Annotated in this window: 12 protein-coding genes; 7 read left to right on the top strand and 5 right to left on the bottom strand. The window is 59.3% G+C overall.

Translation table 11 applies throughout. The features are described from left to right. Nucleotides 1–8: 8 nt before the first annotated feature. The gene (locus JIF53_RS06185; RefSeq protein ID WP_147271083.1) at nt 9–230 is read right to left on the bottom strand and encodes a hypothetical protein; all 222 of its coding nucleotides are present in this window, start codon (nt 228–230) and stop codon (nt 9–11) included. A 24-nt stretch (nt 231–254) separates the two neighbouring features. Beyond that, nucleotides 255–722 carry a hypothetical protein gene (locus JIF53_RS06180; protein WP_023011924.1) on the bottom strand — a complete coding sequence of 156 codons (468 nt, stop codon included), beginning with the start codon at nt 720–722 and terminating at the stop codon, nt 255–257. Between the two features lie 156 nt (nt 723–878). On the opposite strand from JIF53_RS06180, the gene JIF53_RS06175 reads away from it, so the two are divergent. From JIF53_RS06175 to JIF53_RS06150, 6 genes are all read left to right on the top strand, one after another. After that, nucleotides 879–2579: a VRR-NUC domain-containing protein gene (locus JIF53_RS06175; RefSeq protein ID WP_199452068.1), complete on the top strand. Its 1701-nt coding sequence runs from the start codon at nt 879–881 to the stop codon at nt 2577–2579. Next, nucleotides 2576–4831, top strand: a complete 2256-nt coding sequence (locus JIF53_RS06170; protein ID WP_199452067.1) for an ATP-dependent DNA helicase — start codon at nt 2576–2578, stop codon at nt 4829–4831. Before JIF53_RS06175 ends, JIF53_RS06170 begins: the two co-directional genes overlap by 4 nt. Before the next feature lie 146 nt (nt 4832–4977). Next, nucleotides 4978–5370 carry a globin domain-containing protein gene (locus tag JIF53_RS06165; RefSeq protein ID WP_199452066.1) on the top strand — a complete coding sequence of 131 codons (393 nt, stop codon included), beginning with the start codon at nt 4978–4980 and terminating at the stop codon, nt 5368–5370. Nucleotides 5371–5491: 121 nt separating this feature from the next. Further along, nucleotides 5492–6490: an HlyD family secretion protein gene (locus tag JIF53_RS06160; RefSeq protein WP_022992636.1), complete on the top strand. Its 999-nt coding sequence runs from the start codon at nt 5492–5494 to the stop codon at nt 6488–6490. Next, nucleotides 6483–9212: a ribosome-associated ATPase/putative transporter RbbA gene (gene rbbA / locus JIF53_RS06155; RefSeq protein WP_141066706.1), complete on the top strand. Its 2730-nt coding sequence runs from the start codon at nt 6483–6485 to the stop codon at nt 9210–9212. The genes JIF53_RS06160 and rbbA overlap by 8 nt, the downstream gene beginning before the upstream one ends. 1 nt (nt 9213) lies before the next feature. Further along, nucleotides 9214–10335 carry an ABC transporter permease gene (locus JIF53_RS06150; RefSeq protein WP_141066707.1) on the top strand — a complete coding sequence of 374 codons (1122 nt, stop codon included), beginning with the start codon at nt 9214–9216 and terminating at the stop codon, nt 10333–10335. Between the two features lie 42 nt (nt 10336–10377). Here the strand turns inward: JIF53_RS06150 and JIF53_RS06145 are convergent, their stop codons facing one another. After that, nucleotides 10378–10749, bottom strand: coding sequence for a VOC family protein (locus tag JIF53_RS06145; RefSeq protein WP_141066708.1), 372 nt, complete (start codon nt 10747–10749; stop codon nt 10378–10380). A 125-nt stretch (nt 10750–10874) separates the two neighbouring features. On the opposite strand from JIF53_RS06145, the gene JIF53_RS06140 reads away from it, so the two are divergent. After that, complete coding sequence (locus JIF53_RS06140) at nt 10875–11393, top strand: lipocalin family protein (protein ID WP_141066709.1); 519 nt, start codon at nt 10875–10877, stop codon at nt 11391–11393. A 42-nt stretch (nt 11394–11435) separates the two neighbouring features. Here JIF53_RS06140 and JIF53_RS06135 read toward each other — a convergent pair whose 3' ends face one another. Further along, on the bottom strand, nt 11436–11927 hold the full coding sequence (locus JIF53_RS06135; protein ID WP_141066710.1) for a DUF4411 family protein: 492 nt from the start codon (nt 11925–11927) through the stop codon (nt 11436–11438). Then, nucleotides 11924–13063, bottom strand: coding sequence for a helix-turn-helix domain-containing protein (locus JIF53_RS06130; RefSeq protein ID WP_141066711.1), 1140 nt, complete (start codon nt 13061–13063; stop codon nt 11924–11926). Before JIF53_RS06130 ends, JIF53_RS06135 begins: the two co-directional genes overlap by 4 nt. Between the last annotated feature and the right edge of the window lie 131 nt (nt 13064–13194).

Here is a 13194-nt window from a genome sequence, read left to right as displayed (position 1 = left end):
CGGCCGGGTCAGGAATGCCGCAGACAAGCCAGAAGCAGATGACGAACCAGACTCTGGGAGGACGCATCCAGACAAGAAAAATCCTCGGCGTGCAACTGCCTGTTTTGCATCAGCCTGGCCAGACTTTTGGCATCAATGCTGATGCAAACCCGATCATGATGCCGGCTCTCCAGCCAGCTCAGATCTTCAATCTTGTGCGCCTGAACCGGGTTCGGGCGTGTGAAGGGCATACCCATAGCTCCTCCGTAAACCTGTCAGTGCATGGCCATCGCCGGACGTGTTGTCGGCGTTGTGAACGGGAACGAGGGCCAGTTCAGGTACTCGGCAAAGAATGCCGAATGGCGACGATGATCCAGCAATACCTCCAGACACTCATCGGTGCTGCATCGACCGGTTATACCCGGGCAGGGCTCGCTGGATTGCAGGCTGTCCAGAGCCCGGAAAAGCACATGCTCGGCGGCGCTGATGTCGCCACGGTCGCGCAGCGCCCGGCATACCAGTATCGCCGCCAGGGTCAGCTCTACCTGCATGCAGTCCGGGTGATGTTTGCGGGCCAGGCACGCCAGATCGAAAGCACTGCCGGTGGCGGCCACCAGCTTGTCGGAATCCTGGTTTTCGCTGAAGGTAAAGGCATATTCCATCCAGAGCAGCCATAGATCATTTTTCTCGTTCAGGGAAAGACTGGCAAACATCCGGCGGTGGCGTGGGCAGAGAAATTTCATGGCGTCCTCCTTGTCTTGATGCAAATGATAATAGTTATCATTAAATAAATTGGCAAGGCTCGTGATGATTAATTTTTGTGCATGGAACAGGTTTGAGCCTGCCCGCCTTCCGGCGTAAAGTTTGTGCCTCTCTGCCAATCCAACGTCTGCATTCCTATGATCAAGCACCGACCGGTTCCCGCCAGCCTGGATGATCCGCTCTATTATCTGGAGAACATGGATATTCTGGTGGCCTGGGTAGCGAACCACCACGCGGACCTGTTAACGGAACAGGAGCGAAACCGGCTGGCGGCCTTCAGCGGCCTGGCCACCGGGCCCCGGGCGCTGCTGACCCGCATGGTAATGCGTACCGGAGAGCTGTTCCGGGCCGACAAGCTGCGTTATCCCGAACTGCCGGTGCCGGAATCGGAAGCACTCAGGATGCTGATACAGGCGGGCTGGCTGGATCCTGCGCCGGAGCTATGCCTGGACGACCTGTTCCGGCTGTTTACCCTGGCCGAATTACGGCCGGTGTTCGCCGATTGGCTGCAACAGCAGGGTCACCCGAAAACCCTGGGCAAGGCCCGGATGCGGGAGCTGCTGGCGGAACCGTTCAATGCACCAAGAGCCCTGGGGGCTTGGCTGCCTGGTGGCGGTGAGGCTTCGACTGTGGTCCAGCTGCAGGACATGGCCCTGTTTGATCGCATCCGCCTGATGTTCTTCGGCAATCTGCGCCAGAGCTGGACTGACTTTGTGCTGGTGGAACTGGGCGTACAGCAGTTCGAGTCTGTGCCCTTTACCCCGGAATCCCGCGCCTTTCAGCATCGCTCGGAAGTGGATTGTTACCTGCAGATGCACCAGTGCCGGGAACGGCTCGACACCGGCGAGCCGGCGGTGGACGTCTGGCCCGATGTCCCCGGGCCTGTGGATAACCCCTGGCTTACCAGCCGCCGGGACCGGTTGTTGCTGGAACTGGGCCGGCAGGCGGAGCGACAGGGCGAACGGGAACTGGCACTTGAGGTCTGGGAAAACAGCGGACACCGGGAAGCGCGGCTGAAACAGCTTCGTTTACTGGAAAGGATGAAGTGTTTTCAGGAGGCCTGGGGCATTGCCTGTCAGTGGCGAACCAGTGACCTGAGCGACGCCGAAGCCCAGGGCCTGGCCCGGTTGCTGAAGCGGCTGGCGCCGAAGGTAGGGGCCGACCAGCCCGAGCCTGTGGATAACCCCCCACTGCAGGAATTCACCCTCACATTGCCGAAGCCGGACACTGGTAAGGTGGAGTGGGCAGCGCTGCAACATCTGGCCACGGATGACGCCCCGGTGTTCTATGTGGAAAACACCCTGATCAACGCCCTGTTCGGTCTGCTGTGCTGGCCGGTGCTCTTCCTGCCGCTGCCCGGCGCCTTCTTCCATCCGTTCCATATTGGTCCGGCAGACCTGACCCGGGAAGACTTTGTCGCCCGTCGCCAGCAGGCGTTCGAGCAACGTTTCCGTCTGCTGGACACCGGCGCCTATCGCCGGGAAATTCTCGACACCTTTAAAAACAAGCAGGGCATCGCCAATCCTTTTGTGTTCTGGCCGGTACTCGATGAAGCCCTGTTGGAGCTGGCCCTGCACTGCATTCCCTCGCGCCACCTGGAGGCCCTGTTCCGCCGCCTGCTCAACAACATCAAGGAACACCGCAGCGGCTTCCCGGATCTGATCCGGCTGGTGCCGGAAGCAGACCAGCCGGAACAACGCTACGAAATGATCGAGGTGAAAGGCCCCGGCGACCGCTTGCAGGACCATCAGGTGCGCTGGTTGCAGTTCTTCGCCCGGCAAGGCATCCCGGCCAGCGTGTGCTATGTGCGCTGGCAGGATGATGAGGCCCGCGTGTGAAAGTTGCTGTCCGCACCCTGTGTGAGTTCGCCGCCCGCCACGGCGACCTGGACTTCCGCTACACCCCCGCACCCACCAGCGAAGAGGGCATTGCCGGCCATCAGGCAATCCAGTCAAAGCGGGGCTACGGCTATAAAAGCGAGTATTCACTTACCGGTAACTGCTTGGATCTGGAGCTTTCCGGCCGGGCTGACGGTTACCACCCGCACAAGAACCGGCTGGAAGAAATCAAGACCCACCGGGGTGATGTGTCCCGTATTCGCCCTCACCAGCGGGCCCTGCACCGGGCCCAGTTACGGGCCTATGGCGCCCTGCTGTGCCGGCAGGAAAACCGCAAGAGCGTGGAACTGGCGCTGGTCTACTACGACATCGGCCGGGACAAGGAGACGTTGCTCACCGAAACCGCCAAAGCCGACGAGCTCTGGCACGAACTGGAAACCCTGTGTGGTCTGTACAAAGCCTGGGCCGAACAGGAAGAACACCATCGGGAGCAACGAGACGCCCTCCTGGCCAACCTGCGCTTCCCCTTCCCGGATTTTCGTCCCCGGCAACGGCAGCTGGCGGAAACCGTGTACAAGAATTCGGTCAGAGCCGGCACCCTGCTACTGGAAGCGCCTACCGGCCTGGGCAAGACCCTGGGTACCCTGTTCCCGGCCCTGATGGCAATGCCTGCCGCCAGGCAGGACCGGCTGTTCTACCTCACCTGCCGCAACACCGCCCGGCAGCTGGCGTTGGATGCTGTGGATAAGCTGCGGCACGCGCAGGATGAACTGCAGCCCTGGCCACTGCGAACCCTGGAACTGGTGTCGAAGGACGACGCCTGCGAACACCCGGATAAAGCCTGCCACGGCGACTCCTGCCCGCTGGCAAAGGGCTTTTTCGACCGACTGCCCGATGCCCGGGCCGAGGCGGTACAGAGCAAGGAGCCGTTAACTCAAGAGACATTGGCGAACATCGCCGCCGGTCATGATATTTGCCCCTACTTCCTGGCCCAGGAAATGGCCCGCTGGAGTGACCTGGTGATTGGCGATGTGAACCGGCTGTTCGATCAGTCGGCCCTGCTGCACGGCCTGATCCGCCAGAACCACTGGCAGGCCAGCGTGCTGGTGGACGAAGCCCACAATCTGGTAGACCGGGCCCGGGGCATGTATTCGGTGCAGTTGGAGCAACAGCGCTTGCTGAAGCTGAAAAAGACCGCCCCGAAACCGGTGAAAGCCGCCCTGGATCGCACCGCTCGGGCCTGGCAGGCGCTGATCCGGGATCACGGCGAACAGGCCCAGCCGGTGTTCCTCCCGATTCTGCCGTCGCAATTGCTGGGTGCCCTGCAGGCCATGGTCTCGGTGATCACCGACTACCTGGCTGACAACCCCCCGGACCTGGCCCTGCAAGAAGTGATGTTCGAAAGTGTGGCCTTCATGAAACTGGCGGACAGCTTTGGCGATCATTCCCTGTGCGAATTCCAGCGCAGCGGCCGTGGCCGGGCCAGCCTGACCATCCAGAACCTGATCCCGGCGGATTTCCTCATTGAGCGCTTCAAAGCCGCTCACTCGGTGCTGCTGTTCTCCGCAACCCTCAGCCCCGGCGTGTATTACCGGGACTTGCTTGGTTTGCCGGAAGACGCCCGCTTCACGTCCCTGCCCAGCCCGTTCAGCGCCGGACAACTGAAGGTTGAGTTCACGCCCGGCATCAGCACCCGGCAGGTGCATCGTGAAGCCAGCCTGCAGCCCATCGCCGAACTCATCGCCAAACAGTACCGGGAACGGCCGGGCCACTACCTGGCGTTCTTCAGCAGCTTTAAATACGCCAAAGAGGTGAGCGATGCGTTGGCAAACCAGGCACCTGATATTCCCCAGCGTTCACAACAACCGGGGATGAGCGCGGAGCAGCGTCGGCAGTTCCTGGCGGACTTTCGGAAGCCTGAAGGCAGCATCGCTTTTGCGGTGCTCGGCGGCGTGTTCAGCGAAGGCATCGACCTGCCTGGTGACCAGCTGATTGGCGCCTTTGTGGCCACCCTTGGCCTGCCACCGTTTGATGCCTGGCATGAAATCCTCAAAGACCGTCTGCAACAACGATTTGGCGAAGGCTATAACTACACCTACCTGATCCCCGGCCTGCAGAAAGTGGCCCAGGCCGCTGGCCGGGTGATCCGCACCCCGGACGACCGGGGTGTAATCTGGTTGATTGACGACCGCTTCCTGCAACCCGGCGTTAATCGTTTGCTGCCCCGCTGGTGGTTTTCCGACAGCCACTGATTGCCTGCCCTGGGCCCTCTGATGTGGCGGCATTTTGTCGCAGCCATTGGTAGTAGCGGGATGCCGCTATGGCTATTTTCGGTCGCAAGCTTAGAATGCGCGCCATCATCACATCATTCCGCCTGTTTCAAGGACACCCATTGCAAATGGACAATACGGACCTGGTTTTTCAGAGTTATGGCCGATGTTGCCGCAAAGATGAATTCTTCGTGGATTTCTACGACTTCTTTATGTCCAGCTCCGATGCCATCCGCAACCGGTTTCTGAACACGGATATGTCTGCTCAGCGCCATCTACTGCGTAACGGTGTGATGCAGATCATCCTGGTTGCCCGGGGTATGTCCGACCGCAAATTGCGGGATCTGGGAGAAAGCCATAATCGCCACAATTACAATATTCAGCCTGAGTGGTACGACCTCTGGCAGGAGGCATTGCTGAAAACGGTTCGCGCTCACGATCCAGAATACACGCCCGAACTCCGAGAGGCGTGGCGTAGCGTGCTCAAGCCCGGTATCGACCTGATCCGCGGCGCTTACTGAGTTCGTGGCAAGCTGACGGGCGGGATAGATTGGAAGCTATTTTGATTCCCGTCAGCCTGAACGTTACACTTCTGCTCTATACTTACCCTGTCATACCTATTCTTCCCCTCAAGGACGACACATGGCCCAGAAAAGCACCAACACCGCTCCCAAACTTTTTCTCGTTGTGCTGATCGTGGCCCTGATTGCCGTTGCAGCCTGGTACCTGATGCCGAAAGGCGATCAGGTGCCGGAGCATATTGGCTCTGGTAACGGTCGTATTGAAGCCACCGAAGTCGATATTGCCACCCGAATACCCGGACGCCTGGAATCCTTCGAAGTCCGCGAGGGCGACATGGTTGAAGCCGGCATGTTGCTGGCTGTGATGGATACCGACGAACTTGAGGCCAGCCTGGCAGCGGCGCAAGCCAGTTTGCACCAGGCCGAGCAGAGCCGGCGACTGGCCGAGGCCGTGGTGGCCCAACGGGAAAGCGAGCGTCGGTATGCCCAAGCCGAACTGGCCCGTATTGAATCGCTGGCCGATCGGGGCCATGCCTCTCAGGAGCAGTTGGACCGCGCCCGTACCGCGGCGGAAACCGCCGAGGCGGCATTGCAGGCCGCCAGAGTACAAGTGGCGTCTGCCGATGCCAGTATCGAAGCTGCCAAAGCCAGTGCCCGCCGTATCCAAACCAATATTGATGACAGTCAGTTGACCACGCCGGTGGGTGGCCGGGTTCTGTATCGGCTGGCGGAGCCGGGCGAGGTGCTGGCCGCCGGTGGCAAAGTAGCCACGGTACTGGATGTCACCGATGTGTACATGACCATCTTCCTGCCCACAGCCCAGGCGGGCAAAGTCCGGGTTGGCTCTGAAGCCCGGATCGTTCTTGATGCCCTGCCGGACTATGTGGTGCCAGCGGAAGTCAGCTTCGTCGCCGCCGAAGCCCAGTTCACGCCGAAGTCTGTGGAAACCCGCAGCGAGCGGGAGAAGCTGATGTTCCGGGTTCGTATCCGGATTGATCCGGAGTTGCTCAAAGCCTATCGGGACCGGGTGAAAACCGGCGTACCGGGCGAAGCCTACGTAAGACTGGATGAGGGCCAGCCCTGGCCCGAGAGCCTGAAAGTGGCTTTGCCCAATGACTGAGACCGTGGCCCGGCTGGAAGGAGTCAGCCATCGCTACGGGGAAACCGATGCGCTGTCTGAACTATCCCTGACGTTTCCGTCTGGCTGCATGGTTGGGCTGATCGGCCCGGACGGGGTGGGCAAATCCACACTGTTGGGCCTGCTTGCCGGTGCCCGTGAGTTGCAGACCGGCGAGTTGCAGGTGCTTGGCGGCGATATGCGCAGCCAGAGGTTTCGTAACCGGGTCGCCCCCCGCATTGCCTATATGCCCCAGGGACTGGGCGGTAATCTCTACCATACGCTGACGGTGGACGAGAACATCGCCTTCTTCGCCGATCTGTTTGGTTTGCGAGGCCCCTCCAGGAAGGATCAGATTGACCGGTTGCTTGAAGCTACCGGGTTGTTGTCTTTCCGGGACCGTCCCGCCGGCAAGCTGTCCGGCGGTATGAAACAGAAGCTGGGGCTGTGCTGTGCCCTTATCCACAGCCCCGATCTGCTGATTCTGGATGAACCCACCACCGGCGTGGACCCGCTCTCCCGCAAGCGTTTCTGGGATCTGATCGATACCATTCGCCGACAACGCAGCGGTATGAGCGTGTTGGTGGCCACGGCCTACATGGAAGAAGCCGAACGTTACGACTGGCTGGTGGCCATGGACGAGGGCAAGGTACTGGCCACAGGCTCACCGGCCGAACTCCGTGAGCAGACCAATACCGAGACGCTGGACGATGCCTTCATCGCGCTGTTACCCGAAAACCGGCAGGTGCAGGAAAGCGGCGATACGGCTATTGCTGCGCAGCGAGAGCCAACCGGGGAAAACCAGACGCCGGCCATTGAGGCTGAGCATCTGACCCTGCGGTTTGGCAGCTTTACGGCGGTTCGTAACGTCAGCTTTTCCATCCCGAAAGGCGAAATCTTCGGTTTTCTGGGATCCAACGGTTGTGGCAAGACCACCACCATGAAAATGCTCACCGGATTGCTGACTCCAACGGAAGGCGAAGTCCGGCTGTTCGGTGAACCACTGGATGCCAAAGACCTGGCCACCCGGCAGAAGGTGGGCTACATGTCCCAGGCCTTCTCGCTCTATGGCGAGCTCACCGTGCGCCAGAACCTGGATCTGCATGCCCGGCTGTTTCACCTGCCGGACACCAGAATCCCGGAGCGTATTTCGGTGCTGGTTCGGGAGTTCGGTCTTGAAGATGTACTGGACCAGCGAGCAGGCGCCCTGCCACTTGGGGTTCGCCAGCGGCTGTCCCTGGCCGTGGCTGTGGTGCACGAGCCCGAATTGCTGATCCTGGATGAACCTACCTCAGGCGTCGACCCGGGGGCCCGCAACCGGTTCTGGCAATTGTTGATGCGCCTGTCGCGGGAAGATGGCGTGACCATTTTTATCTCCACTCATTTCATGAACGAGGGTGAGCGCTGCGACCGGATTTCGCTCATGCACGCGGGCGAAGTATTGGCTTGCGATACGCCCGATCGACTGGTTGAAGCCTCTGGCACCGACAGCCTGGAAGGCGCGTTCATGAAAACCCTGGAAGCGGTGGATAAAGAGCCGGAGACCGGCGCCGACCAACTGGCTCTGGAGCCCGCCAGTCATGGTGACCGGCCGACCGTGTTCAGTCCCCGGCGCTTGCTCGCTTACGCCACCCGGGAAGCGAGGGAACTGTTGCGGGACCCCATTCGAATGGCCTTCGCCTTTATCGGTTCCGCGTTGTTGATGCTGATCCTGGGTTACGGCATTACCCTGGATGTCGAAGACCTGTCGTTCGCCGTGCTGGATCGGGACCAGACACCCCAGAGCCGGGATTACATTGCGGCGGTGTCCGGCTCCCGGTATTTCCTGCAACAACCGGAGTTGCAGAATATCCAGGAGCTGGAACAACGCATGCGCTCCGGCGAGCTAAGCCTGGCTATTGAGATTCCGCCGGGCTTCGGCAAAGACCTGAAACGGGGGCGACCGACTGAAATGGCGGTCTGGGTGGATGGTGCCATGCCTTTCCGGGGCGAGACCATCCTGGGTTACGTTGAAGGCATGCACATCAGTTACCTGACGGAGCTGGCCCAGCGCACTCTGGGCGTGGTACCCACACTGACACTGGTCACGCTGGAGGACCGGTATCGCTACAACCAGGACTTCCGGAGCCTGGATGCGATGGTGCCCGCGGTTATCCCCATTCTGCTGATCTTTATTCCGGCCATTCTGATGGCCCTGGGCATTGTTCGGGAAAAGGAACTGGGCTCCATCACCAACCTGTACGTCACTCCGGTTACCCGTGTGGAGTTCTTGCTGGGCAAACAGCTGCCCTACATCGCGTTCAGCATGATCAGCTACGTGAGCCTGGTCTTGCTGGCGGTGTACGTGTTTGATGTCGCGATCAAAGGCAGCCTGCTGACGCTCACCTTCGGCGCCCTGCTCTTTGTGACGGCCACCACGGCCCTGGGTCAGGTAATGTCGACCTTTGCCTCGACCCAGATTGCCGCCCTGGCGGCCACTGCGATTCTCACCATCCTGCCGACCGTGCAGTTCTCCGGCCTGACCGAACCGGTGTCGTCCCTGAGCGGTGCCGGCGCATTGATCGGTCCCGTCTGGCCGGCGACCTGGTTCCTGCAGATCAGCCGTGGCGTGTTTACCAAAGGCCTGTCGCTGGCGGATATGCAGGGCGCGTTCCTGGCCCTGGCGGCGTTCGTTCCGGTGCTGACCGTAATGGCGGTGGCGTTGCTCAGAAAACAGGGGCGCTGACATGAATTCCTTACGCAACATCTGGCACCTCGGCATCAAGGAACTGCGCAGTCTGTGGCAGGACAAGGCATTGATGGTGTTTGTGCTGGTGGCGTTTACGGTGATGATCTACACCGCAGGTTCCGCCGGCTCCATGGAGCTTCACAACGCACCGATCGCCGTGGTGGACGAAGATCAGACGGTGTTGTCTGGCCGCATCATCAATTCGCTCCAGCAGCCATGGTTCCTGAAGCCGGATCTGGTGGCCTACGGCGACATCGACGACCTGCTGGACAAGGGCAGCCATACCTTTGCCCTGGTGATTCCCGAGGGCTTTGAGCGGGATGTCCGGCAGGGCAACCCGGTGGCGTTGCAGCTGAACATCGACGCCACCCGCATGAGCCAGGCCTTTATTGGCACCAATTACATTCAGCGCTTTGCGATGGCAGAAGTGGCGGAGTTTCTGCAACCGGGTAGCTCTGCCAGCACCGGGCTACCGATCGAGCTGGTCACCCGGGTGAGTTACAACCCCAATCTGGACGGAACCTGGTTTGGCGGTGTCATGGAGCTGATCACCCAGGTGACCCTGATCAGCATCATTCTTACCGGGGCAGCACTGATCCGGGAGCGGGAGCACGGGACTGTGGAGCATCTGATGGTGATGCCGTTGCGGCCTTTCGAAATCATGGCGTCCAAGGTGTGGGCCAATGGTCTGGTGGTGTTACTGGCCGCGGCGCTGTCGGTAACGCTGGTGATCCAGGGCTGGCTACAGGTGCCGGTGGCAGGGTCAGTGTTGCTGTTTCTGCTCGGCGCCCTGATTCACCTGTTTTCCACCACCGCCATCGGCATTCTGATCGGCACCGTGGCCCGAACCATGCCCCAGTTTGGCCTGCTGCTGATTCTCACCATTCTGCCCTTGCAGTTGCTGTCGGGCGGAATCACGCCCCGGGAAAGCATGCCCGAGCTGGTGCAGGATCTGATGCTGGCGTCGCCCACCACCCACTTTGTCAGCATGGCCCAGGCCATTCTGTACCGCGGTGCGGGGCTGGAGGTGGTGTGGCCACAGATGCTGGCTCTGATGGCCATTGGCGGGGTGTTCTTCACGGCGGCGTTGTTGCTCTTCCGTCGCCATCTCTCGGTGTAAGTCAGTAAGCCACCACCCAACCGGGGTGGTGGCGGTCGACGCTTAGCCGAATTCGAAGAACGCCAGCTTGTTGCCATCCGGGTCGCGCACATAGGCGCCGTAGAACATCTCCGGAATACGCTGCCCCGGTTCGCCATCGCAGGTGGCGCCCAGTTCAATGGCCTTGTGGTACAACTTATCCACGGCTTCTTTGGAGCCCGCCGGAATGGCCACCATATTGCCGTTGCCGGGATGGTTAGGTTCACCGTTGAACGGGGTGCAGACGGCCAGCATGGGGGCTCCCATGCTCTTGCCAATAAACGCAATTCGGTCCATGTCCATCAGCACCTTGGCGCCCAGATCTGCCAGCAGATCCGTGTAGAACTGCTTGGCCCGGCCCATATCGCTGACTCCGAGTGTGACGTATCCGATCATATTCGACTCCTTGGTTGGTTAGCGCTGGGTATACGAGCGCCAGGGTGTTTCAGAGCTTAACACCTGTTTGACGATCTTTGCCTGTGGCTTTGCGTTGGTTCACGACTGTTCTTTGGGAGTTTGTCATGAAGACTGGATTGGCTGTAATCGTGTTACTGTTTCTGATGACGGGCTGCACCGGTGTGCCCAAAGGCATTGAGCCGGTGACCGGTTTTGACCAGCGGCGCTACCTGGGCACCTGGTACGAGATCGCCCGGTTGGATCACTCGTTCGAAGAGGGCCTGAGCCAGGTTACCGCCGAATACACCCTGAACGACGACGGTAGCGTCAAAGTTATCAACAGGGGCTATAACGAAGAAAAAGGCGAATGGGAAGAGGCCGAAGGCCGGGCAAAGTTTGTCGGTGACAGTGATGTGGGCCACCTGAAAGTGTCCTTCTTCGGGCCTTTCTATGGCTCTTACGTGGTGTTCGGGCTGGATGACGACTACACCACGGCTTACCTGACCAGCTACAACCGGGATTACCTGTGGCTGATGTCGCGCACGCCGGAGGTGAGCGACGAGGTGCTGGAGGCGTTCAAGGCCCGGGCCGAGGCGGAGGGGTTTGAGCTTGGGGAGTTGATTGTGGTGGAGCAGTCGCGCTAACCGTGGTGGCTGCCTGGCAAAGCCTGAAACCGTTTGAGTTGCTTATGTCCCCAGCACAAATCGGGCATTTAACTCTCGAAGGAACTGAAACGTATTGATGCAGGTAACGTCAAACTGCTGACATATATTTGGAACTTTTACCTTCCGGGCGTTTGGTGCAACTACCGATTCATGAGTGACGACAGTTGCCCCGAGGCATTGTGCTTTAGCAATAATCCAGGGATCGGCTTTTGCCAGAAAACTATCACGATTACCGGCGTTGTAATCACCTTCCATGACGGATTGCACAATGGCGGCAAAGGCACTTTGGGTTGCTTCGTCGTCATTGCTGATGAAATGCCCAGGTCTTTCTCGCACCCAGTCTGCCAGGTCATCGTTGCCGTCCCGCAGCTCCCGGCCGATCATATCCACACTGCCGATCAGGCCTTGCTCGAACTGTAAGTCCAGCCAGTCCCAGTACGCGGGGCAGATATCCATGCCGTAGTATTGATTCTTGGCTTGTATGTAGGTATTCGCATCCAGCAAATATCTCAAACGCCTAACTCCCTAGCGAACGTCTCAATTTTCCCCGGTTTGATTCCACCCAGAAGTTCACCTGCTTCCCGCAGCAACAGTTGGCCACTCAAGGCTTCACCGACAACGGCCTGGGAGAATTGGCGACTAATCTGTGCCTTTTTGGTTTGGTAGTAAGTCGGGCCACCGCTTCCTTTCCGCTGTTCGTGGCGCATTTTCTGCTCAAAAATGTAGCGGCCATACTCTTGCTGGGATATAAAATTGAGCGTTAAAGCACGCCTGGCTAGCGCCCAGGTACTTACGTGGAAATGAGCCTCAAGCGGCGGCAGGTTGTCTTCCCAGCTTTCAGAATCGTGTTGCCAGAGTGCCCTGAACTCCTGGGCAGGCACCAGAAATTCTGCAGCAACAGCGTTACACAGAACCTCTTCCTGACGATGGGTGTTGGTGTTGCCGTCAGAGATCCCGGATTGGCCAATCCAGATATGGCAAAGTTCATGAATCAGTGTGAAAAGGCGCGCACCCAGCGCGTCGCTGTGATTCACAAAAATGATCGGAGCATACTCATCAACAATCGCGAACCCACGGAATTCATCAACGTTGAGCGGACGGCTATGGTGCCCAAGATTACCCTGACGCATAACGAGAATCCCCAAGGATTCAATACGCTGGACTAAATCCCGATAGTAATCATCCCATTTACCTCTGGTTGGGTGGGGCTCAACACCCAGGCACGCGCGGATGTCTTCGACAATGGACTCCACGGAGTCAGAATAGGAAGCGCGGCCGACATAGGGGTTGGCCTCGGCAAAATGCTGTTGAAGGTACTCCCGGTACCATTCCTGGCGTTGCATCATCAGTTTGACCAGGTCTAGCAATTCTGCGCTCGGGCGCTGTACACCTTGGCCTTCGAGGGTGCGCAGGTCCGGAATGGGTAAGACTTCCTCAGGTGGCTTTGCCAAGAACAGATAGCCAAACGGCACATGCGCTTTTTCAGCGAATCGCATTGCCTGGTTGAACGTCAGTTTTCGTTCGCCGGACTCCCATTCCCGAAGTCGCTCCTCAGAAATACCGCAGCGCCGGGCAAAATCAGGCACAGAGATACCAGAGCGCTCCCGCGCCCAGGTCAACATGTCTGTGTTGATGTTTGCCGTGGTCATTGTGGCGTTCCGGAATACTCAAAAAAAGAAAAAGCCCCAAGGGCTCGGCACACCCTCGGGATAGTTGAGGGAGGCTTACTGCCAAGGGGCGGATGTGATTTGAAGTCTGATATGGCGGAGTTGGGTTGTCA

It is taken from the genome of Marinobacter sp. bablab_jr008 (genome assembly GCF_016464145.1).
Lineage (GTDB): Bacteria > Pseudomonadota > Gammaproteobacteria > Pseudomonadales > Oleiphilaceae > Marinobacter > Marinobacter nauticus.
This window is presented reverse-complemented; position numbering and strand designations above follow the sequence as displayed.